Raw genomic sequence first — 22,405 nt, 5'->3', positions numbered from 1 at the left:
NGGATCCCGCGGAGAAGCTGCGCGCGCTGCGCTGCCTGCTCGACCACATCCGGCCCGGCCGCGCGGACGACTGCCGGACGCCCAACGCGCGCGAACTCGCCGCGACCGGGGTGCTCGCCCTCGACCTCGTCGAGGTCTCGGCCAAGCTGCGCACCGGCGGCCCGGTCGACGATCCGGAAGATGCCGCGCTGCCGCACTGGGCCGGCGTCGTGCCGCTCACCCTGATTCCCGGACCGCCGGTGCCGGCCACCGACCTCGATCCGCGCACCCCTGTGCCGGCCTACCTGCGCTAGCCGCGCGAGCGCGCGCGTCTGTCCACCGACACGCCGCAAAGCGTGTACGACTGCGCGCGCCCGCGGGCGGAAGCCCTACGCCTACAACAGGTAGCGGTAGGCCGGCGAACCGGGCTCCAGGGCCTCGACGTGGATCTCGGTGGCGCGCATCCGCGCCAGCAAACCGTCCAGCCCCGCCGCCGATCCCAGCTCGATGCCGACCAGCGCCTCGCCGGTTTCGCGGTTGTTGCGCTTGACGTACTCGAACAGGGTGATGTCGTCGTTCGGACCGAGCACCTCGTCGAGGAACCGCCGCAGCGCGCCCGGCTCCTGCGGAAAGTCGACCAGGAAGTAGTGCTTGAGCCCCAGGTGCACCAGCGAGCGCTCCAGCACCTCGCCATAGCGCGACACGTCGTTGTTGCCGCCCGAGATGAGGCACACCACCGTGGAACCGGGCTCGACTGGCCCTTCAGTGGCCTCCAGCAGGCCCGCGACCGACAACGCACCCGCCGGCTCGGCGATGATGCCCTCGTTCTGATACAGGTCCAGCATCGCGGTGCACACCGCTCCCTCGTCGACCGTCGTAATCGACACCATGTCGCCGGCGGCGGCCAGCGCGGCGTAGGTCAGCGACCCCGCCCGTTTCACCGCGGCGCCGTCGACGAACTGGTCGACGTGGTCCAGCGTCACCGGCTCGCCGGCGGCCAGCGCGGCCATCATCGCCGCGGCGCCGGCCGGCTCGATGCCCAGCACCGCGGTGTTGGTCGTCCGTTCGGCCAGGTAGGTGGTGATGCCGGCGATGCAGCCGCCGCCGCCCACCGGGACCACGACCAGGTCGGGCTCGGCATCCAGTTCGTCGAGCAGCTCGACGGCGATGGTGCCCTGGCCGGCCATGGTGCGCAGGTCGTCGTACGGCGGAACCAGTGTGGCGCCGGTGCGTTCGACATCGGCGAGCGCGGCCTCGGCGGCGAGGTCATAGGTCGATCCGCCCACGATCAGCTCGATGAACTCCCCGCCGTGGTAGCGGATCCGGTCGCGCTTCTGTTTGGGCGTCTTGGCCGGCACGTAGACCCGGCCGTGCACCCCCAGCGCCCGGCAGGCGAAGGCGAAGCCCTGCGCGTGGTTGCCCGCCGACGAGCACACCACGCCGGCGGCCAGCTCCTCCCCGGACAGTTGCACCAGCAGGTTGTAGGCGCCCCGCAGCTTGTAGGAGCGCACGACCTGCAGGTCTTCGCGCTTGAGGTACACCTGCGCGCCGGTGATCGCCGACAGCCGATCGCTCAGCTGCAGCGGGGTGGGCGCGACCACCGGGGCAATCCGCTGCGCCGCGGCCTCGATGTCAGCCGCGCAGAGCGGCGGAGTTCCTGGGGGCCGCGGGCTACTGCTCAATTCAGCGGACACCGATCAATGGTGCCATGCCGCCCAGCTGGGGATTCGGCCCTGGTCGCGAGCAGACGCAGAATCGCACGATTCGGTCCCCGAGCGCGCGATTCTGCGACTGCTGGTGGAAGTCAGCCGACCGGGCTCAGGACGAACACCGGAATCTGGCGGTCGGTCTTTTTCTGGTAGTCGGCGTAATCGGGCCACGCTTCGACGGCGCGCTCCCACCAGGTGGCCTTCTCGTCCCCGAACACCTCGCGGGCCTCGTAGTCGCGGGTGACGCTGCCGTCCTGCAGCTCGACGCGCGGGTTCTTCTTGACGTTGTGGTACCAGACCGGGTGCTTGGGGGCACCGCCGAGCGACGCGACGATCGCGTACTGGCCGTCGTGCTCGACGCGCATGAGCGGGGTTTTGCGGAGCTTGCCGGTCTTGGCCCCGATGGTGGTCAACAGGATGATGGGCTTCCCCTTCATGTCTGCGGCCTCGGTTCCACCGGATTCGGCGTACTTGTCGGCTTGTTCGCGGGACCAGTCCCACGGGCTGGGGGCGTATTCACCTGAAAGCGGCATACACCCACCTTAGGGCGCGCCGATTTCCCCTCACCGGGCATACTCCCCCGATTCCAGGTCCTCGAGCAGGCTTGGACCCGTGGGGTTCCAGCCGAATCGCTCGCGGGTCAGCGCGCTCGAGGAGGGCTGGTCGACGGCGAAGATGGCGCCGAGCGGACCAAAGCTGTCGGCCGGGGCCGACTCGACACCAACACCGAGCCGCCGACCGATCACCTCGGCGATCGCACGCATCGGATCGCCTTCGTCGCCCACAGCGTGCAGCACCGAGCCGGGCGGCGCCTGTTCGAGCGCGAGGCGGAACAACCGCGCCGCATCGTCTCGATGTACGGCGGGCCAGCGCTGCGCACCGTCCCCGACGTACGCGGACACGCCGCGGCGTTGTGCGGCCTGGATCAGGATGCCGGCGAAACCGTACCGCCCGCCGGCGTCGTGCACCGACCGCGGCAGCCGCACCACCGATGATCGGACACCGCGCTCGGCCAGATCGACGACGGCCTGGCCGGTGCGGCCGCGTCCCGCCATCGGACCGCCGCTGGCGAAGGGATCGCCTTCGGTGCTCGCACGCCCCGGTACCGGCGGGGTGCCGCTGGCCAGCACCAGCGGTTTGCCGGTGTCGACGAGCGCTTCGCCCAGCGCGGCGACCGCGCGGGCTTCGGCGCCGATGGCGTCCCCCACGCCGGTGAAGTCGTGGTTGAACGCCAGGTAGACGACGCCGTCGGTGTCACCGGCCGCCTTTTTCAGGACCTCGACGTCGGCGATGTCACCGCGTAGCGGCTCACCGCCGAGCCGGCTGACGGTCGCGGCCGCGGCCTCGGATCGCGCCAGGCCCACGACCCGATGGCCGGCGGCGATGAGCTCCGAGACGACGGCCGAGCCGATTCCTCCGCTGGCCCCGGTGACGAACACGCGCATGAGAGACTTCCCTTCGGGTGATGCGACCATGATCCCATCACCCTACAGCACTGATGGGACAATAGTCCCATCACGTTAGGATGGCGTCATGGGCCGCTGGCAACCTGACGCACGCGAACGCCTGGTCGCCGCGGCGCTGGAGCTGTTCAACGAGCGCGGCTACGACGAGACGACGGTCGCGCAGATCGCCGCGCGGGCCGGGCTGACGAAGAGCACCTTCTTTCGTCATTTCCCGGACAAGCGCGATCTGCTGGCCGCGGGCCAGGACACCATCGCGCAACTACTTCGAGAGGGCGTCGCCGCAGCGCCCGCGGACGCGACACCGCTGGCTGTGGTCTGCTCCGGCCTGAAGTCCGCCGCGGCGGCGTTCACCTCTTTCAACCGCGAGCTCGCCCCCCGGCTCAAGGCCGCGATCGCCGCCAGCACCGAGCTCCAAGAACGCAACGCGCTCAAGCAGATTGGGTTGTCGGCGGCAATGGCCGAGGCGCTGCAAGCGCGCGGCATTCCCCCACCGACGGCCGTGCTGGCCGCGGAACTCGGTGCCGTGGCGTTCAAAACCGCCTATGCCCAGTGGGCCGAGCCGGGCGAGGAACAAGACCTGGGCACCATCGCGTGCGCGGCGTTGCGCGAGTTGCACGCGGCCGCCGTCGATCTCGGCTGATCAGGACCGAGCCCGGGCCATTTCCGCGATAGCGTTCACGCGCCTGATCGCCGTGGCGATCTCGTCGGCGAAGTCGCGTCGTCGCTGGGCGATCTCCGGGCTCTCGAACGCGTCCACCAGCTCGCGGTGCCGCGCCAGCCGCAACGCGGTCTTGAACAGTTCCATCGACCTCGACTCGGCGCTGGCGATCCTGCGCTGCAGCTCCCACTGCTTGCCCACCTCGAGGCACTCGCCCAGAAATTCGTCCTCGTCGAACGATTCGTCCTCGAGGGCGGCCAGCCGGTCGGCGACGATGTGGTAGGCGTCCAGGAACGGGCGCAACACCAGGTGCGCCAGCAGCAGGTCGGCCTTTTCCAGTAGCCCACGCACGTCGGCCGCGGGTGCGGCCTTGCTGGTGTCCTCGACCCGCCCGATCAGGCGCACCTCGTCGGCGAGCTCCTTTTCGAACTGCGCGCGCGCCGAGAACAAGAACTCGAACTTCAGCAACTCGCGCAAGCTCAGCGCCTCGTCGCGCACGGCGGTGGGCAACACCTGGCGGTCCACGGAATTCTCGGCGTCCTCGACGGCCGCCAGCAACGCCGTCTCGGCGATGGCGCGATCGACCAGGATGTGGATCGCGGTGTTGCGGTAGAACGCCGCAACCAGATGCTGGTCGGCGCCGATCCCCCAGACCGGTTCGGTGCCGGCGTCGTACACGCTGACCACGCCGGAGGCGACCAGTTGATGCAGCGTCCAGCGGATCGTGGAGCGGTTGGTCAGGTCCGCCGCACCGGCCACCGTCCAGTTGCGCGCCGCGATGTAGCTCGCCAGGGGGCGCACGGTGGCCAGCACCTCGCTGATGGACAGCGAGCGGTCGGCGCCCAGCAGGGCGAGGCTCACCACCGCCGTCGGGGTGACGGGCGTGGCGCGATTGATCCGGTGCTCGACGTCCAGCGCGATGCGTTCGATCTCGGTGCCCGTCCCGGGCTCGTCGGCCCGCAGCTCCTCGAGGCGCTTGCGCAGCGGCAGCGGCTCGCCGAAATCCAGGTAGGCGCGGCCCAGTCGCTCCCCCTGCTGTCGCGCCAGCCGGATCAAAAAGCGGAAGTCCTCCGGCCGCTTGGCCGCGCCGTAGGCCTCGGTCGTCATGGCCTCCACCTCGTGCAGCTGGTCGTACACGATGGAGGTCGGCACCAAATAGACCTCGGGGCCGTCGATTTCGTCGACCGCGTCGCTGATGTAGCGCAGGATCCCGTACACCGGGGGTCGCAGCTTGCCGGTGCGGGTCCGGCCGCCCTCGATCGACCAGGTGAGGTTGGCGTGGTTTTGCACCAGCTGGGCGGCGTACGCGCGCAGCACGAAGCGGTAGACGGGAATGTCCTTGGTCTGGCGCCGGATGAAGATCGTGCCGGTGCGCTTGGCCCAGGCGCCCATCGGGAAGAAGTTCAGGTTGGCGCCGCCGAAGGTGAGCGCGGGTGAGAGCCGGTTCGCCTGGATCGACTCGGGCAGCAGCAGGCCGTCCAGGTAGGACCGGTGCGAAAACGCAAACGCCAGTGTCGCTTTGCGGTCCAGCTTGCGCAACGCGGCGATCTGATCCTCGTCGACCAGGATGTCGTAGGCCCGCATCAGCCAGTTGCTGAAGCTGCGCCAGGCCTGCACCGCCCGCTCGTCCAGCGACGGCGCCATCTCCCGCAGGTAGCCCGCGGCCTCGGCGCGCACGCCGTCGTGATCGCGCCCGAGCTCCTCGGCCAGTTTGCCCAGCCGCTCGTCATACCACAGCGCCGCCAGGAGCTGGACGACTTCGTCGGGATCGGTCGGCAACGGCGCCGTGGATTCGTCGACGATCCCGGTGCGCTGCAGCAGCTTTCGTACTCCGGCGCGCCCGATGTCGCGCGCCGTCGCCCCCGGCCCCCCGCTCATGCCGGCTGTACCGTGGCGGCTTCGGCGGGCTCGTGGACCTCGGGGTGCCGCTCGGCGGCGTAGAGATCCTCGATCTCGCTCGCGTACTTCGTCATGATCGGCTTGCGCTTGAGCTTCATGGTCAGCGTGATCTCGTCCCCGCCGGGCTCCCACACCGTCGGCAGTATCCGGAAGCGCTTGATCTGTTCCACCCGTGACAGTTTCGAGTTCCCCTCGGCCACGCCGGCGGCAATCCGCGCGATGACCTCCGGGTGGGCCGCCAGCGCCGCGGGCGACCCGTCGGCGAGGCCGTGCTGGGCGGCGTACGGGCCGACCGATTCGGCGTCGAAGACCATCAGCGCCGCGTTGTACGGCCGTCCGTCGCCGATCGTCATCATCACGCCCACCATCGGGCACGCGGCCAGGATGGTGTTCTCGATGTTGGCCGGCGACATGTTCTTTCCGGCCGCGTTGATGATCAGCTCCTTCTTGCGATCGACCACCTTGAGATAGCCGTCGTCGTCGACCTCGAAGATGTCGCCCGTGTGCAACCAGCCCTCGGCATCGATCGCCTCCGCGGTCTTGGCCGGTTCCCTGCGGTAGCCCTTCATCACCAGCGGACCGCGCACCAAAAACTCGCCGTCCTCAGCGATCCTGCCCTCCAGCCCGGGCAGCAGCTTGCCGACGGTGCCCAGGCGGGCTTCGCGCGGATGGCTCACGCTGGCAACGCAACTCAGCTCCGACATGCCCCACACCTCGGCAATGGGGACGCCGATGCCGAGGAAGAATGCCAGCGTCTCCTTCGGGATCGGCGCCGCCCCGGACACCGCCCAGCGGAGCTCGCCGAACCCGAGCCGCTCCCGCAACGTGGACAACACCAATTCGTCGGCCTGGGCCCACTCGGCGGCCAGTTGCTCCGGCATCGGTTCGCCGGCCACCAGGGCGTCGGCGCGCCGGGCGGCCACCGACATCGCCCACTGCAACGCCTGTCGCGTGGTCTCGTCCGCCTCGTGGCCGACGGCGAATTCGATTCCGGCCTTAAGCTTTTCCCACACCCGCGGCACCGCGCCCCACACCGTGGGCCGAACGTCGGGCAGGGCCGCCGCGATGGCGCGCGCGTCGGAGACGACGGTGACCTGGCTGCCGAACACCTCCAGCCCGTACAACCCCATCACCCGGTCGGCGATGTGCGCCGTGGGCAAAAAAGACGTCACGCGGTCGCCGAACTTCATCGGCAGGACGGCGTCGAGGGCGAACCCTTCGAACAGCAGATTGGCGTGCGTCATCTCCACGCCCTTGGGGTTTCCGGTGGTCCCGGAGGTGTAGATGAGCGTGACGATGTCGTCGGGTTGCACCGCGCGCCAGGTCGATTCGAAATCGAAATCCTGGCGGGCGGCGGCATACAGGTCGTCCATCGAGATGGCGCCGGGCGGCGAACCGTCGATGCAGACGATGTGCTCGATGGGCGCGCCGCTGGCGCGAATCCGGTCCACGTACTGCCCCTCGCAGATCGCGACCTTGGGGCCGGCGTTGTCGAACAGGTAAGTCAGCTGCTCGGCGGGCAGCGTGTTGTAGACCGAAAACGAAGTGGCGCCCAGGTGTTGGGCGCCGATCTCCACCGGGTAGNAGGTAAGTCAGCTGCTCGGCGGGAAGCGTGTTGTAGACCGAAAACGAAGTGGCGCCCAGGTGTTGGGCGCGGATCTCCACCGGGTAGAACTCGATCCGGTTGGCCATCATCAGCGACCCGGTGTCGCCCCGCCCCACTCCCAGGCCCGCCAGGCCCGCGGCGGCCTTCCGCACCCGCTCCGCAAGCTCCCGCCACGTCACCGTCTGGGCGTCTCCGGGCGTCCGGAGCGCGACGGCGTGCGGAGCGATCGCCGCGGTGCGCTGAAACGCCTCGCACAAGGTGGCCGGGCGTTCGGGTGATGTCATTGCCGTCCTCCTTGGCGCGGGGTCAGGTTGCCCTTCGTGAGCGTACGTCCGGGATCGGTGGCGCGGAACACATCACCCGGCTTGTTCAGCCCTGGGGGCGCCAGAGCTGCACGGTGGTCGACGCGCCGCCGGGCAACTCCAGGAGTTCGATGGGGGTGCCGTCGGGGTCGTAGATGAAGAACATCCGGACTCCGCCGATGTCGACCGGCGGCTCGGCCCGAACGCTGGGATGGTGCCGACGAACGGTGTCGTAGGTGGCGTCGAGATCGTCGACGCGGAACGACATGTTGGTGTAGCCCAGGTGCGGCCCGCTCGGGGTTTCCGGGACCGCGCCCAGCGACAGCAGCTCGACCATGACGCCGCCGATCAATCCTCCGATCATGCGGCCCCGCTGCGCGGCCCCGCCGGTCACCGAGTTCAACCCGGCCCCCGCCAGCTCGACGTCGAACACGACGTCCATGCCCAGCACCGCCGTGTAGAACTTGCACGACGCCTCGATGTCCGAGACACCGACGCAGACGTGGGAGAAGTTCTGCACGGCAAGGGAATGCGGCTGGCTCACTGCTGCTCCTTTGTTCAGGCGGGTAACGCGGTATGAATCCCACAGGTACACGCGTCAATCGAGGGGCACGTGCAGCGCATGCCCCACTCGATGACGGCACGCGCCCGGGCCAGCGACTCCATCTGGGCATCGATCTCGGCGAGTTTGGCCTCCGCCAGCGCCCGGCTGGCGGGCCGCCCCGGGGCGTCGTCGGCGAACAGCAACTGAATCTCCTCCAGCGCGAAGCCGGCGGATTTGCAGAGCCGGATCACCTCGAGTCGGGTGAGCACCGAATCGTCGTAGCGGCGCTGGCCGCCCAGCCGCGCCGGCGCCGAAACCAGCCCGATCTGCTCGTAGTAGCGCAGCGTCGTGGCCGCGACCCCGGCTTGGCGCGCCACCTCCCCGATCGTCAGGCGTGCGGCCATCGGGCCTCCCAGAATTCGATGCTTGACTTAGAGCTAACTCTAAGTCGTTGACTGTGTCCATGCACAAACAAGCACTCGATGAGCTGGGCCGCGCCCGATACGCGCTGCTGCGCTCCTTCCGCCGCGACGGCACCCCCGTCGACACCCCCATCTGGTTCGGGCTGGACGGCGACGCGTTGCTGTTCCGGACCAAGGTGGGCCCCAAGACCAGGCGGCTGGCGGCGCGGCGCGACCTCGAACTCGCCGCCTGCGACTATCGGGGCCAGGTCCCGGCCGGGGCCGCGACGGTGGCCGGCCGCGCCACCATCCTGTCGGGCGCCGACGCCGAGCGGGCCAACCGCGTGCTGCGCCGGCGCTACGGCTGGCAGTGGAACGTCGTGCCGCTGATCAAGGTCCCGGGCGTGACCAACGTCCACCGGGACCTGTGCGTCCGCGAGAAGCTGCAGCGCGCGCGTGACCGTCGCGTCTGGCCCGACAGCGCGATCGTGCGGGTGGAGCTGCCATGCCCCGGCCCGCCACTCCCGTGCCCGATCTCGTCCGCTCCCCCACCGTCCTCCAATGCTGCACCGCCGCAGCCGGACTCGCCCACGGCCTGCTGCGGCCGAGGCGGCCCGACCGGCGGTTCCTGCGCAGCATCGCCGACGCAGGGCTGCCGGATCCCGGCCACACGGTCGCGGTGACCGCGCTGCCCCAGGTGCCGCGCCCGGTGCCGACCGCCGCGATCGTCGAGGGCACATTCGCCCCTGCGCGCGTGCAGAATTCGCTGACGTCGTTCGTCGTCCGGCATCCGGCGGCCACGTTCATCGTCGACCCCGCGGTGTGCACGGACGTCGAGCAGCGGGTGATCGCCCAGTTGCCCGCGGTGTTGCGCTTCGCGGTCCGGCCGCCCGCCGCGACCATCCCGACGATCACGGCGCTGAACGGGCTGCCCGAATCGCCGCGGTTGGACTTCGCACTGCCCACCCACGCGCACTGGGATCACGTGTCGGGCCTGCTGGACTTGCCCGGTCTTGCGGTGCACCTGCACCGCACCGAAAACGAGTGGATCGGCGCCGCAGGCGTGGCACCCGTCGGCGGCGTCCGCGATTCGCTGCGCGGCCGGCCCGTCGTCGAATACGACCTGGACGGACCGCCGGTGCTGACCTTCGCCAGGAGCCACGATCTCTTCGGTGACGGCACCGTCGTCCTGGTGGACCTGGCCGGGCACACGCCCGGCAGTGTCGGGGTGCTGCTGCACACGTCGCGGGGCTGGATCCTGATCGCCGGCGACGCGGCGTGGCACGCGCTGCAGATCGAGAAGGTCCGGCAAAAGTCAAGCTACCCAGGCGCTTTGGTGGACGAGGATCGCGACGAAACCTTCCGGACGCTGCACCGCCTGCACGCGGCACGGCGTGCGGTGCGGATCATCCCCACCCACGACCACCACGCGGCCCTGCAGTTACCCGCCTAGGCCCATTCCCCCCGGCGAGGGTGCGTGTTTGTACGGCGACACTCCGAGAATCGCGTACATCTGCGCACCCTCGCGGACAGGCGTCAACCGCCCAGGCAGCCCGGGCCGAGTAACTCCTTGAGGTCGCCCATCAGTGCCGGCGACGGCGTGACCCGCAGCGAGGCGTCCAGCTCGAGGGTGGTGATGCGGTCCCCGCTGACCAGGCGCAGGTGCACCTGGGAGGTGCCGGGATGGCGGGCCAGCACCTGCTTGAGCGCGCTGACCTTGTCGAAGGTGCACTGCCGCGTCGGCAGGCTCACCGCCAGCGGCCGGTCCGCCTGGGCGCTGGAAAAGTCCGGCACCACAAGGTCGTTGGCGATCAGCGTGATCCGGTCGTCGCGGATCGCCACCTTGGCGTTGATCAGCACCACCGCGTCGTCGACGATGTCGGCGCCGAAAGTCGAGTATGCGTGCGGGAAGAACATCACCTCGATGCCACCGGTGAGGTCTTCCAATTGCGCCGACGCCCAAGGCATCCCGTTCTTGTTGACCCGTCGGTTCACCGAGGCCAGGATGCCGCCCACCCGCACCTGCGTGTCGTTGGGGACGTCGCCGTCCAGGATCGCCGGGATCGCGGTGTCGACCTGGGCGGTGAGCAGGTGCGCCACCCGGTTGAGCGGATGCCCCGACACGTACAGCCCCAGCATCTCTCGCTCCAGGGCCAGCTTGTGCTTGTCCTCCCACTCGTCCTCGGGCACCTTGATGGTGAACACAGGGTCTCCAGCGTCGCCGGCCTCCCCGGAGCCGCCGAAGAGGTCGAATTGCCCCATCGCCTCGGCCTTCTTGGTGCCCAGCACCGAGTCGACGGCGTCGGTGTGCACCAGGAACAGGCCCTTGCGCGCGTGCCCGAGCGAATCAAAAGCCCCCGCCTTGATCAGCGACTCGGTGACCTTCTTGTTGCAGGCCGAGATGTCGATCTTGTTCAGGTAGTCCGAGAAGTCGGTGAACTTGCCCTTCTCGCCGCGGGTGCCGATCAACGAGCTCACCACGTTGGCGCCGACGTTGCGCACCGCGCCCAGGCCGTAGCGGATGTCGGCCCCGACCGAGGCGAAGTTCAGTCCGGACTCGTTGACGTCCGGCGGCAGCACCGTGATGCCCAGCTTGCGGCAGTCTGCGAGGTAGACCGCGGCCTTGTCCTTGTCGTCGCCGACGGAGGTCAGCAACCCGGCCATGTATTCGGCCGCGTAGTTGGCCTTGAGGTAGGCGGTCCAGTAGGAGACCAGGCCGTAGCCCGCGGCGTGCGACTTGTTGAACGCGTAGTCGGCGAACGGAAGGATGGTGTCCCACAACGCCTTGATGGCGCCGGCCGAAAAGCCGTTGGCCTTCATGCCGTCGGAGAAGCCCTCGAACTCCTTTTCCAGCACTTCCCGTTTCTTCTTGCCCATCGCCTTGCGCAGAATGTCTGCTCGGGCCAGCGAGTAGCTGGCCACCTTCTGCGCGATGCGCATGATCTGCTCTTGGTAGACGATCAATCCGTAGGTCTCGGCCAGGATCTCGCGCAGCGGTTCCTCGAGCTCGGGATGGATCGGCTTGATCGCCTGGCGCCCGTTCTTGCGGTCGGCGTAGTCGTTGTGGGCGTTCATGCCCATCGGGCCGGGCCGGTACAGCGCGAGCACCGCGACGATGTCCTCGAACCCGGTCGGCTGCATGCGGCGCAGCAGGTCGCGCATGGGCCCGCCGTCGAGCTGGAACACCCCCAGCGTGTCGCCGCGCCCGAGCAGTTCGTAGGTGGCCTTGTCGTCCAGCGGCACGGCCTCCAGATCGAGGTCAATTCCCTTGTTGGCCTTGATGTTCTCGATCGCGTCACCGATGATCGTGAGGTTGCGCAGACCCAGGAAGTCCATCTTCAACAGGCCGATGGCCTCGCACGACGGGTAATCCCAGCCGGTGATGATGGCCCCGTCCTGCGGGCGCTTCCACAGCGGGATCGCCTCGGTGAGCGGCTCGCTGCTCATGATCACCGCGCAGGCGTGCACGCCGGCGTTGCGGATCAGGCCCTCCAGGCCGCGCGCGGTTTGGTAGATGGTGCGCACGTCCGGGTCGGTCTCGATCAGGCCGCGGACCTCGGCGGCCTCCTTGTAGCGCTCGTGGTTCGGGTCGGTGATGCCCGACAGCGGGATGTCCTTGGCCATGATCGGCGGCGGCAACGCCTTGGTGATCCGGTCGGCGATCGCGAAACCGGGCTGGCCGTAGTGGATGCGCGCCGAGTCCTTGAGCGCCGCTTTGGTTTTGATGGTGCCGAAGGTGATGACCTGGGCCACCCGGTCGGAGCCCCACTTGTCGGCGGCGTAGCGCACCATCTCGCCGCGGCGACGGTCGTCGAAGTCGATGTCGATGTCGGGCATCGACGTGCGCTCGGGGTTGAGGAACCGCTCGAACAGCAGCCCGTGCGGAATCGGGTCGATGTCGGTGATGCCCAGGGCGTAGGCGACCAGCGACCCGGCGGCCGAGCCCCGGCCCGGCCCGACGCGGATGCCCACCGAGCGGGCGTAATTGATCAGGTCCGCGACGATCAGGAAGTAGGACGGGAAGCCCTTGCCGCAGATGACGTCGATCTCGTACTCCGCGCGCGCGGCGTAACCGTCCGGCGCGCCGTCGGGAAACCGCCGGCGCAGCCCGGCGTCCACCTCGTGCCGCAGCCACGACGCCTGGTCGTGCCCCTCGGGCACCGGGAAGACCGGCATCCGGTCGCGGGGCGCCCACACCTCGTCGTAGGGCTGGACGCGCTCGGCGATCAGCAGTGTCGAGTCGCAGGCGCCGGGCACCTCGTCGTCCCAGATCTGGCGCATCTCGGCGGCCGACTTCAGGTAGTAGCCGTCGCCGTCGAACTTGAACCGGTTGGGGTCCGACAGCGTCTTGCCGGTCTGCACGCACAGCAGCGCCTCGTGGTTGTGGGCGGCGTCGCGGGTGACGTAGTGGCAGTCGTTGGTGGCCAGCGGCGGGATCCCGAGCTTGCGGCCGATCTCGAGCAATCCCTCACGGACCCGCCGTTCGATGGACAGGCCGTGATCCATCAGCTCGAGGAAGTAGTTGTCCGGCCCGACGATCTCGCGCCACTTGGCGGCCGACTCCAGCGCCTCCCGGTCGTGGCCCAGGCGCAGCCGGGTCTGCACCTCCCCGGACGGGCAGCCGGTGGTGATGATGATGCCCTCGGCGTGTTCGGCGATGAGCTCGGCGTCCATCCGCGACCACTTACTCAGCTGGCCCTCGAAGGAGGCCAGCGAGGACAGCTTGAACAGGTTGCGCAGGCCGGTGGCGTTCTCGGCCACCATCGTCAGGTGCGTGTAGGAACCGCTGCCGGAGACGTCGTCGGCCTTCTGGCTGGGATCTCCCCAGGTGACGCGCCGGGTGTCGAAGCGCGAGCCCGGGGCGATGTACGCCTCCACCCCGATGATCGGCTTGATCCCCGCCTTCGCGGCCGCGTTGTAAAACTCGCTGGCCCCGAACATGTTCCCGTGATCGGTCATCCCCACCGCGGGCATCCCCAGCCGCTGCACCTCGTCGAGCATCGGCGTGATCTTCGCGGCCCCGTCCAGCATCGAGTACTCGGTGTGGTTATGCAGGTGCACGAACGACGACTCGCGACGAACGCTCGCGTGAGGAGGCAACGAACCGGTCATAGGCACGCCAGTCTATGACCGACCACCGACGCATCCCCGGCGTGTCGCGAGTGTGTCTTTAACTCACGCGCTCGGGCCCCGCGGATCTAAGGTGGGCGCTATGCCCCAGACAGCCGATCGGTGCGCGGGGCCATCGCCGTGGTCGCCGCGCGAGGCCGAGTTGCTCGCGGTGACGTTGCGGCTGCTGCAGGAGCACGGCTACGACGGGTTGACGGTGGACGCGGTGGCCAGCGAAGCCCGGGCCAGCAAGGCCACGGTGTACCGGAGCTGGCCCTCGAAAGCCGAACTGGTGCTGGCCGCCTTCATCGAGGGCATCTGCCAGGTCGCGATCCCGCCGGAAACCGGCACGTTGCGCGGCGATCTGCTCCAGATCGGCGAGACTATCTGCCAGCAGGGCCGGCTCAACGCCGGCACCATCCGCGCGGTGCTCGTCGAGGTGTCGCGCGACCCCGCCCTCCGGGACGCACTGCAGCACCAATTCCTCGACCAGCGCAGGGCCACGATCCAGCACATCCTGCGGCAGGCCGCCGACCGCGGCGAGATCGACGAGGCCGCCATCGCCGAAGAACTCTGGGACCTGCTGCCCGGCTACCTGATCTTCCGCTCGATCATCCCCGGCGAGCCGCCCACGCCGCGCACGGTGCAAGCCCTGGTCGACGGCTTCATCATGCCCGGACTCACCCGTTCCAGCGGATATCAGGCCAGTTGATAGATGATCCGCAAAGTGTACGGTCCCGTCTCTTGTGCAGTACTGATCAGTACCGTAGGGTCATACCCAGCGATCGCGCTCACCACGGCAGCGTGATGGCGTCGCCCGAGCATCGAAAGGCCAACGGGTGAAGGGGATTTCGATAGCGTCTGTCATCAGGCGAGGGTGGATACCGCTGGTCGCGGTGCTCGTCGTCGCGCTCACGGGATTCGCCATCTATCGCCTGCACGGGATCTTCGGCTCCCATTCCAACGTCTCGGCCAACGGCAGCCTGTCCAACGAGATCGTGCCGTTCAACCCCAAACAGGTGGTTCTCGAGGTCTTCGGCGCGCCGGGCGCCGTGGCGACCATCAACTACCTGGACGTCAACGCCCAGCCACAGCAAGTCAAAAACGCACCCCTGCCCTGGTCATACACCATCACCACCACGCAGCCCGCGGTCGTCGGCAACGTGGTGGCGCAGGGCACCGGCGGCACCCTCGGCTGCCGGATCACCGTCAACGGCGAGGTCAAGGACGAACGCACCGTGAACGAAGTCGACGCCTACACCTTCTGTCTGGATAAGTCGGGATGAGCAACGATCAACAGACGCGGCCCCGCCTGCCGCACACCATCCGCCGGCTCTCGCTGCCGATCCTGCTGTTCTGGGTGGCGCTGGCCGCCATCACGAACATCGCGGTGCCGCAGCTGGAAGAGGTGGGAAAAACCCACAACGTGGCGCTGAACTCCCCCGACGCGCCGTCGCTGAAGGCGATCAAGCGCATCGGTCAGGCGTTCGGAGAGTTCGACACCGACAGCTCGGCCATGATCGTGCTGGAAGGCGACAAGCCGCTGGGCGCGGACGCGCACCGGTTTTACGACGCGATGGTCCGCAAGCTCGAGCAGGACCGCAAGCACGTCGAGCACGTCCAGGACTTCTGGGGAGACACCCTCACCGCGGCGGGGTCGCAGAGCAGCGACGGCAAGGCGGCTTACGTCCAGCTGTTCCTCGCGGGCAATCAGGGCTCGGCGCTGGCCAACGAGGGCGTCGGCGCCGTCCGCGACATCGTGGAGCACATGCAACCCCCGCCCGGCGTGAAGGTGTATGTCACCGGGGCTGCGCCGCTCATCTCCGACCAGTTCGACGTCGGCAGCAAGGGCACCGCGAAGGTCACCGCGATCACCGTCGGGGTGATCGCACTCATGTTGCTGTTCGTCTACCGTTCCCTCTTCACGATGCTGCTCGTGCTCGTCACGGTCCTCATCGAAATGTCCGCCGCCCGGGGGATCGTCGCCTTTCTGGGCAACGCCGGGATCATCGGCTTGTCGACGTACGCGACCAACCTCCTCACGTTGCTGGTGATCGCCGCCGGAACGGACTATGCGATCTTTTTCGTCGGCCGCTACCAGGAGGCGCGCGGGGCCGGCGAGGACAAGGAAACCGCTTACTACACCATGTATCACGGTACGGCCCACATCGTCCTGGGCTCGGGCCTGACCGTGGCCGGCGCCGTCTTCTGTCTGACCTTCACCCGGCTGCCCTATTTCCAAAGCCTGGGCATCCCCGCCGCTCTCGGCATCCTCGTGGCGCTTTTCGCCTCGCTCACGCTGGGCCCGGCGGTGCTCACCCTGGGCGCCGCCCTGGGCGTGTTCGACCCGAAACGCGCGATGCGAACCCGCGGTTGGCGACGAATCGGCACGGCGATCGTCCGCTGGCCGGCCCCCATCCTGACGGCGGCGTGCGCCCTGGCCCTGGTCGGCCTGCTCGCGTTGCCCGGATACAAGACCAGCTATGACACCCGCCCCTACATGCCCGCCAGCGCCCCGGCCAACATCGGATACACCGCCGCCGAGAAGCACTTCTCGCGCGCCCGGCTGGAGCCCGAATTGCTCATGGTCGAAACGGATCACGACATGCGCAACCCGGCCGACATGCTCATCCTGGACCGGGTGGCCAAGGCGGTGTTTCATGTGCACGGCGTCGCGCAGGTGCAGACCATCACCCGGCCGCTGGGAACCCCGCTCGACCACAGCTCGCTCGCCTTTGTGATCAGCAACCAGAGCGCCGCCCAGCAGGAAAACCTGACGTACCAACGGGATCGGGCGGATGACCTGCTCACGCAGGCCGGTGAATTGGCGAAGACCATCAACATCCTCAAGCAGCAGTACGCCCTGCAGCAGCAACTCGCCGCGGCCACCCACGCCGAAACTCAGAGCTTTCACGACACGGTCGACACGATCAGGGACCTGCGGGACAAGATCGCGAATTTCGATGACTTCTTCCGGCCCATCCGCAGCTATTTCTATTGGGAGCGACACTGCTTTGACATCCCCGCCTGCTGGGCGATCCGGTCCGTTCTCGACGCCCTCGACGGCGTCGATCAGCTCACCGAAAAATTCGAAAACCTCACGGCCACCCTGGACAAGCTCGACGCGCTGCAGCCGAAACTCGTCGCGCTGATCCCACCCCAGATCGACAGCCAGGAGACCAACCGCCAACTGGCGCTGGCAAGCCACGCCACCCAGGCCGGCATCAACGCCCAGACGCAGGCCGCGATCGACAATGCGACGGCGCTGGGGCGGGCCTTCGACACCGCGAAGAACGACGACAGCTTCTACCTGCCGCCGGAGGTGTTCAACAACCCCGACTTCAAGCGCGGGCTGAAACTCTTCCTGTCGCCCGACGGGAAGGCCGCCCGGATGATCGTCACCCATGACGGCGATCCCGCAACACCGCAAGGCATTTCGCATATCGACCCGATCGTCACCGCCGCGCACGAGGCGCTGAAGGGCACGCCGATGGCCGACGCCCAGATCTACATCGGCGGCACCGCGGCGACCTACAAGGACATCCAGGACGGCGCGAAGTACGACCTGCTGATCGTCGGGCTCGCCGCGCTGGCCCTGATCCTGCTCATCATGATGATCATCACGCGAAGCCTGGTCGCGGCGCTGGTCATCGTGGGCACGGTGGCCCTTTCGCTCGGCGCCTCCTTCGGGCTGTCGGTGCTGGTGTGGCAGTACATGTTCGGCATCAAACTGTATTGGGTCGTGCTGGCGCTGGCGGTGATCCTGCTGTTGGCGGTGGGGTCCGATTACAACCTGTTATTGATCTCGCGATTCAAAGAGGAAATCCATGCCGGCCTGAAGACCGGCATCATCCGCTCGATGGCCGGCTCCGGCTCCGTGGTGACCTCCGCCGGCCTGGTCTTCGCGGTCACCATGTGCGCGTTCGTGTTCAGTGGTTTCCAAGTGCTGGGCCAGATCGGGACCACCATCGGCTTGGGGCTGTTGTTCGACACGCTGATCGTGCGGTCCTTCATGACGCCTTCCGTCGCAACGCTTCTCGGGCGCTGGTTCTGGTGGCCGCAGCGGGTGCGCCCGCGGCCGGCCAGCCAGATGCTGCAGCCCTACGGCTCGCGCGCGTCGGTGCGGCAGTTGCTGCTGTGGGAGGACGATGACCCGGCCGTGCTGCCTAGCCGTAAAGCTCCACAAACTGCCTGAGCGACTTCTCCACGTCCCCTTTGACCGCGCGGGCCGCGGCCGAACCCACCGGACCGAACAACGGACGCCCGCCCAGCTCCAGGCGCAGGCCGAGGGTGGACCCGTCCCCGGTGGCCCGTACGGTGAGCGTGACGGCGTACTTCGCCCCGCCCTTGCCGGACCCCTTCATCGCGACCTCGTGCGGCGGCTCCCACCTCGTCACCGTCCACGTGACCCGGTTGCGCAGCCCCTTGGACCGCGCCACGCCGACGATCTCGGTGCCCTCGGTGATCTCGTCGGGCAGCTCGCTGCGCCAGCCCTCGTGCATCACCAGCCATTCGCCCAAATCCGACAGGTCCGACACGTGGTCCCACATGTCCTGCGGGGTCATCGGCATGTCGGCGGTCATCTCCACGGCGGCCATTGCTCGAGCCTAAACCGCCGCCGCTCCGTCACTTCCGCCACAATGGCCTACGTCGCGGGAGGGTGCTTCTTCTTGCCCACGTCGATCCCCCGGCGCAGAGTCGGGAGTGACCACTGGGACGATGCGGCGGCGCTAGCGATTAGGCCCGCCGCGGAATCGGTTGCCGATCCGCAGCCCGGGCAGCAGCAGGGTGCGCGGCACGAACCTGCCGCCGGTGCTGACGACCTTGGGCACGATGCCCGGAACCACGCTGCGCTTGCCGGCCAGCATCCCGCCGATGGCCGCCTCGGCCACGTCGTGCGGCGAAACCTGCGCCACCGGGATGGAAAACCGTTCGGCGTTGGCGATCTCGGCCCATTCCGTGGGGACCGGGCCCGGGCACAGGACCGTCACCGACACCCCGGTCCCGTGCAGCTCCTCGTGGATGGCTTCGGAGAACGTCTGCACGAACGCCTTGGTGGCCGAATACACCGCCATGTAGGGCAACGGCTGGAACCCGGCGATCGAGGCGATGTTCATCACCGCGCCGGCGCCGCGCTCGACCATGCCGGGCAAGACCGCGTGGGTCAGTTCCATCAATGCCAGCGCGTTGAGCGTGACCTCTTCGCTTTCGCGTTCGAGCGGCAGCTCGTAGAAGACCCCGCTGGTGCCGAAGCCGGCGCTGTTGCACAGCCCGGCGATCGGTTCGGTGCGCAGCCGGTCCGCCAACTTCACGCGGCTCTTGGCATCGCTGAGGTCCAGCGGCAGCACCTCGACCGCCACCGAGTATTCCTGGCCCACCTCGTTGGCGAGTTCGTCGAGGCGCTCCCGGCGCCGCGCGACCAGCAGCAGGGGGAACCCACGGCGGGCCAGGCCGCGAGCCAGTTCGGCGCCGATGCCAGAGGAGGCACCGGTGATGACGACGGTGGTGTCGGTGTCAGGTTTCGGAAGGCTCATCGTATTACCAATCTTCCCCGTGTCACCAATGTATCCCTCGGGTCGCCCGGACAAATGTCTCGCTCCGCTTGTCGAAAGGCTCTGCATCACTGGACGATTCGCCGCCCTTGGCCGCGTCGGAGTCTCTGAACATGGCGAATGCGCGGTTGCGCACCCGGTCCATCACCGCCGGGTTGACGGCGTCGGCGACGGCGGCGAACTGCCCGAACGGCGAGCTCGCCCGCCTGGGCCGGTGCACGATCGCGTCCGTGATCACGCCGGCCGCCTGGTCCGGTGTCAGCGCGGGGAACTTGTCGTACATCGTGGTCGGGCTGATCATCGGCGTGCGCACCAGCGCCATGTGGACGGTGGTGAACTTGACGTCGTCGTTCACCACCTCGGCCTGCAGGGCGTCGCACAGGCTGTCGAGGGCGGCCTTGCTGGCGATGTAGGCGCCGAAGCGCGGCGCGCGGGTCTGCACGCCGACCGAGGAGACGTTGATGATCTGCCCGAAGCCGCGTTCCCGCATCCCGGGGATGAACTTGAGGATGAGCTGGACGGCGCCGAGGTAGTTCAGTTGCATGGTCCGCTGGTAGTCGTGGATGCGGTCGTAGGACAGCTTCAGCGAGCGCCGAATAGACCGCCCGGCGTTGTTGATCAGGATGTCCACGCCGCCGAGGTCGTCGATCACCTGGTCGGCCATCGCGGCGATGGCGTCCACGTCGGACAGATCGCACGGGTAGACGTGTGCGGTTCCGCCGTTGCTTTCGATTTCAGAGGCGACCTTCTCGAGGTTCTCCCGGGTGCGGGCGACCAGCACCACCACCCCGCCCGCCTCCGCGATCTTCTTGGCGGCGGCCTCGCCGATGCCCGACGAGCCCCCGGTGATGAGGACGATCCTGCCCTGCACGGCATCCTCGAGCGTGCGGCCCTGCACCGCGTCCAGCACATTTCGCAGATAGAACGGTCGATATCGCCCGGCCGAGTTGGGGGTGTTGACGATGTTCGACATCGCCGCGAAAGGCTTTTCCATCAGGTTGGTCAAGTCTCCAAGGAGATTCATCGGCATTTGCTCCTGACGGGCAATGTGACGTGGGTCATAGGACCAACCTAGGGCATCCCTTGGCGGTCGGAGGCAAGATTGCCGCCATGTGAACGGCGACTCCGCGGGTCACACCGCGGCCCAAGTCAGGGCCATTTGGGGGCAATCCCGCTGTTACAGAGGGTAATCCGGGTGTGATCGCGCACTAACTGGCGGGCAACGCCGCGATGTTCCAATCGGTTTTATGAAAATTCTGGCGCGCTTCCGCAACCCCGAGCCGGCCACGATCTACGAGCGGATCGGCGGGCACGAGGCCCTCGAGGTCGTCGTCGAGGACTTCTACGTTCGCGTGCTTGCCGATAATCACCTGTCCGGCTTTTTCACCGGCACGAACATGAACCGCCTCAAGGGCAGGCAGGTCGAGTTCTTCGCGGCCGCGCTCGGCGCGCCCGAGCCGTACACGGGCGCGCCGCTGAAACAGGTGCACCAGGGGCGCGGCATCACCATGCACCACTTCAGCCTGGTTGCCGGGCACCTGGCCAACGCGCTCGCCGCCGCCGGGGTGTCCTCCGCGACCGTCACCGACATACTCAGCGCCATCGCGCCGCTGGCCCCCGAGATCGCGTCGCCCGAACCCAGCACGGTCTGACCCGCCGGCCGCGACCGTGGCGGCGATCTCGCTGCTTCGGAGACAATGCAATGCATGTCCCGCACATTCGAAGACCTGGTCGCCGAAGCCGATTCCGTATCCGTCGACGGCTGGGACTTCTCCTGGCTCGACGGCCGCGCGACCGAGGAGCGGCCGTCCTGGGGCTTCCAGCGGCAGTTGAGCGGTCGCCTGGCGACGGTGTCAGCCGCGCTGGACATTCACACCGGGGGCGGCGAGGTGCTGGCGGGCGCGGGGCCCTTCCCGCCCACTATGGCGGCCATCGAGACGTGGCCCCCGAACGCGGCGCTGGCGACCAAACGCCTGCATCCGCTCGGCGTGGTGCTCGTGGCCACCCCGGACGAGCCGCCGCTGCCGTTCGCCGACGAGGCGTTCGACCTGGTGACGACCCGTCATCCGATCTCCGTGTGGTGGGCCGAGATCCGTCGCGTGCTGCGGTCGGGGGGCACCTACTTTGCACAGCACATCGGGCCCGCCACCATGGGCGAGCTGGTCGAGTACTTCATCGGGCCGCAGCCGGAGAAATGGGCCGAGTTTCACCCGGACGCCGTGCGCGCCCAGGTGGAGGCCGCGGGCCTGCAGGTGGTGGATTTGCGCGCGGAGCGGCTCCGGGCCGAATTCTTCGACATCGGCGCCGTCGTCTACTTCCTGCGCAAGGTGGTGTGGACGGTGCCGGACTTCACCGTGGAGCGCTACCGGGACCGGCTGCGCCAACTTCACCAACAGATCGAGGCCGACGGACCGTTCGTCGCGCACCCGACGCGCGTCCTGGTCGAGGCCCGCAAGGCGGGGTGATCAGCCCTCCGCGCCCAACACGTCCAGCGCGTGCTGCAGATCGGGCGGGTAGGGGCTGACGATCTCCATCCGCCGGCCGTCGGCCGGATGGGCGAAGGACAGCGAACGCGCGTGCAGCCATTGCCGTTCCAGCCCAAGCCTTTTCGCTAGCACCGGGTCGGCTCCATAGACAAGGTCACCGCAACACGGATGGTGCAGCGCGGAGAAGTGCACCCGGATCTGGTGGGTGCGACCGGTTTCCAGGTGCACGTCGAGCAGGCTCGCCGCGACGAAGGCCTCAACGGTGTCGTAGTGGGTGAGGCTGTGCCGGCCGTCCTTGGTGACGGCGAACTTCCACTCGCCGCCGCGGTGGCGTCCGATCGGCGCGTCGATCGTCCCGCTGGACGGATCCGGATGTCCCTGCACCAGCGCGTGGTAACGCTTGTCGACGGTGCGCTGCTTGAACGCCCGCTTGAGCACCGTGTAGGCGCGCTCGGACAGCGCCACCACCATCACCCCCGAGGTGCCGACGTCGAGGCGATGGACGATGCCCTGCCGCTCGGGCACGCCGGAGGTGGTGATCCGGTAACCGGCGGCGGCCAACCCGCCGAGCACCGTGGGACCGGTCCAGCCCACCGACGCGTGGGCGGCCACCGCGGCGGGCTTGTCGACGGCGACGATGTCGTCGTCGGAATACAGGATCGTCATGCCCTCGATGTCGACGGGCGTGTTCTCC

18 protein-coding genes and 3 pseudogenes are annotated in these 22,405 nt (G+C 68.3%); 9 read left to right on the top strand and 12 right to left on the bottom strand.

Annotated elements, in window-relative coordinates; all coding sequences use genetic code 11:
* Positions 1–2 precede the first annotated feature (2 nt).
* Positions 3–293, top strand: a pseudogene (locus BN4348_RS37675) (pyridoxamine 5'-phosphate oxidase family protein); the annotation flags it as partial.
* An 81-nt stretch (positions 294–374) separates the two neighbouring features.
* On the opposite strand, the gene ilvA reads toward BN4348_RS37675, so the two are convergent.
* The 3 genes from ilvA to BN4348_RS37660 all read right to left on the bottom strand — a co-directional run bounded on the left by ilvA (position 375) and on the right by BN4348_RS37660 (position 3,133).
* The gene (ilvA, locus tag BN4348_RS37670) at positions 375–1,673 is read right to left on the bottom strand and encodes a threonine ammonia-lyase (RefSeq protein WP_066910900.1); all 1,299 of its coding nucleotides are present in this window, start codon (positions 1,671–1,673) and stop codon (positions 375–377) included.
* A gap of 110 nt (positions 1,674–1,783) precedes the next feature.
* A complete protein-coding gene (locus BN4348_RS37665) occupies positions 1,784–2,221 on the bottom strand; it encodes a nitroreductase family deazaflavin-dependent oxidoreductase (RefSeq protein ID WP_066910897.1) in 438 nt (145 codons plus the stop codon).
* Positions 2,222–2,251: 30 nt separating this feature from the next.
* Positions 2,252–3,133 carry an SDR family oxidoreductase gene (locus tag BN4348_RS37660; RefSeq protein WP_066910894.1) on the bottom strand — a complete coding sequence of 294 codons (882 nt, stop codon included), beginning with the start codon at positions 3,131–3,133 and terminating at the stop codon, positions 2,252–2,254.
* An 88-nt stretch (positions 3,134–3,221) separates the two neighbouring features.
* On the opposite strand from BN4348_RS37660, the gene BN4348_RS37655 reads away from it, so the two are divergent.
* Positions 3,222–3,794 (top strand): TetR/AcrR family transcriptional regulator, encoded by a 573-nt coding sequence (locus tag BN4348_RS37655; RefSeq protein ID WP_066910891.1) that lies wholly within the window; start codon positions 3,222–3,224, stop codon positions 3,792–3,794.
* Here the strand turns inward: BN4348_RS37655 and BN4348_RS37650 are convergent, their stop codons facing one another.
* The 4 genes and pseudogenes from BN4348_RS37650 to BN4348_RS37635 all read right to left on the bottom strand — a co-directional run bounded on the left by BN4348_RS37650 (position 3,795) and on the right by BN4348_RS37635 (position 8,567).
* Complete coding sequence (locus BN4348_RS37650; RefSeq protein WP_066910888.1) at positions 3,795–5,690, bottom strand: lysophospholipid acyltransferase; 1,896 nt, start codon at positions 5,688–5,690, stop codon at positions 3,795–3,797.
* Positions 5,687–7,601 (bottom strand): annotated as a pseudogene (fadD11, locus tag BN4348_RS37645) (fatty acid--CoA ligase FadD11). Before fadD11 ends, BN4348_RS37650 begins: the two are co-directional and overlap by 4 nt.
* 85 nt (positions 7,602–7,686) lie before the next feature.
* Positions 7,687–8,163, bottom strand: coding sequence for a VOC family protein (locus BN4348_RS37640; protein WP_084454041.1), 477 nt, complete (start codon positions 8,161–8,163; stop codon positions 7,687–7,689).
* 14 nt (positions 8,164–8,177) lie between these two features.
* On the bottom strand, positions 8,178–8,567 hold the full coding sequence (locus BN4348_RS37635) for a MerR family transcriptional regulator (RefSeq protein WP_066910885.1): 390 nt from the start codon (positions 8,565–8,567) through the stop codon (positions 8,178–8,180).
* Positions 8,568–8,626: 59 nt separating this feature from the next.
* On the opposite strand from BN4348_RS37635, the pseudogene BN4348_RS37630 reads away from it, so the two are divergent.
* Together BN4348_RS37630 and BN4348_RS37625 are read left to right on the top strand one after the other, a co-directional pair.
* Positions 8,627–9,064 (top strand): annotated as a pseudogene (locus BN4348_RS37630) (PPOX class F420-dependent oxidoreductase); the annotation flags it as partial.
* Positions 9,065–9,243: 179 nt separating this feature from the next.
* Positions 9,244–10,017: an MBL fold metallo-hydrolase gene (locus BN4348_RS37625; RefSeq protein WP_235852674.1), complete on the top strand. Its 774-nt coding sequence runs from the start codon at positions 9,244–9,246 to the stop codon at positions 10,015–10,017.
* An 83-nt stretch (positions 10,018–10,100) separates the two neighbouring features.
* Here the strand turns inward: BN4348_RS37625 and dnaE are convergent, their stop codons facing one another.
* Positions 10,101–13,676, bottom strand: a complete 3,576-nt coding sequence (gene dnaE, locus BN4348_RS37620) for a DNA polymerase III subunit alpha (RefSeq protein WP_066910879.1) — start codon at positions 13,674–13,676, stop codon at positions 10,101–10,103.
* 100 nt (positions 13,677–13,776) lie between these two features.
* On the opposite strand from dnaE, the gene BN4348_RS37615 reads away from it, so the two are divergent.
* The 3 genes from BN4348_RS37615 (at position 13,777) to BN4348_RS37605 (ending at position 17,868) form a co-directional block, all read left to right on the top strand.
* Entirely contained in the window at positions 13,777–14,385 is a 609-nt protein-coding gene (locus BN4348_RS37615; RefSeq protein WP_066910876.1) for a TetR/AcrR family transcriptional regulator, read from the top strand.
* Between the two features lie 127 nt (positions 14,386–14,512).
* Positions 14,513–14,959 (top strand): MmpS family transport accessory protein, encoded by a 447-nt coding sequence (locus tag BN4348_RS37610; protein ID WP_211145694.1) that lies wholly within the window; start codon positions 14,513–14,515, stop codon positions 14,957–14,959.
* The gene (locus BN4348_RS37605) at positions 14,956–17,868 is read left to right on the top strand and encodes an MMPL/RND family transporter (protein ID WP_066910873.1); all 2,913 of its coding nucleotides are present in this window, start codon (positions 14,956–14,958) and stop codon (positions 17,866–17,868) included. The genes BN4348_RS37610 and BN4348_RS37605 overlap by 4 nt, the downstream gene beginning before the upstream one ends.
* Here BN4348_RS37605 and BN4348_RS37600 read toward each other — a convergent pair.
* The 3 genes from BN4348_RS37600 to BN4348_RS37590 form a co-directional block, all read right to left on the bottom strand.
* A complete protein-coding gene (locus BN4348_RS37600; protein WP_066910870.1) occupies positions 17,840–18,271 on the bottom strand; it encodes a type II toxin-antitoxin system Rv0910 family toxin in 432 nt (143 codons plus the stop codon). The genes BN4348_RS37605 and BN4348_RS37600 overlap by 29 nt on opposite strands.
* 132 nt (positions 18,272–18,403) lie before the next feature.
* Positions 18,404–19,207: an SDR family NAD(P)-dependent oxidoreductase gene (locus tag BN4348_RS37595; RefSeq protein ID WP_066910867.1), complete on the bottom strand. Its 804-nt coding sequence runs from the start codon at positions 19,205–19,207 to the stop codon at positions 18,404–18,406.
* A 22-nt stretch (positions 19,208–19,229) separates the two neighbouring features.
* Positions 19,230–20,249: an SDR family NAD(P)-dependent oxidoreductase gene (locus BN4348_RS37590; protein WP_066911046.1), complete on the bottom strand. Its 1,020-nt coding sequence runs from the start codon at positions 20,247–20,249 to the stop codon at positions 19,230–19,232.
* Positions 20,250–20,472: 223 nt separating this feature from the next.
* Here BN4348_RS37590 and BN4348_RS37585 point away from each other — a divergent pair, with 223 nt between their 5' ends.
* Together BN4348_RS37585 and BN4348_RS37580 are read left to right on the top strand one after the other, a co-directional pair.
* Complete coding sequence (locus BN4348_RS37585; RefSeq protein WP_066910864.1) at positions 20,473–20,877, top strand: group I truncated hemoglobin; 405 nt, start codon at positions 20,473–20,475, stop codon at positions 20,875–20,877.
* Between the two features lie 54 nt (positions 20,878–20,931).
* Entirely contained in the window at positions 20,932–21,690 is a 759-nt protein-coding gene (locus tag BN4348_RS37580; RefSeq protein ID WP_066910861.1) for a class I SAM-dependent methyltransferase, read from the top strand.
* On the opposite strand, the gene BN4348_RS37575 is transcribed toward BN4348_RS37580, so the two are convergent.
* The coding region (locus BN4348_RS37575; protein WP_066910858.1) for an RluA family pseudouridine synthase at positions 21,691–22,405 on the bottom strand (715 nt) is incomplete at its 5' end.

This window comes from Mycobacterium interjectum (genome assembly GCF_900078675.2).
Lineage (GTDB): Bacteria > Actinomycetota > Actinomycetes > Mycobacteriales > Mycobacteriaceae > Mycobacterium > Mycobacterium interjectum.
The sequence above is the reverse complement of the archived record's forward strand: the minus strand, read 5'-3'. Positions and strand labels throughout refer to the sequence as shown.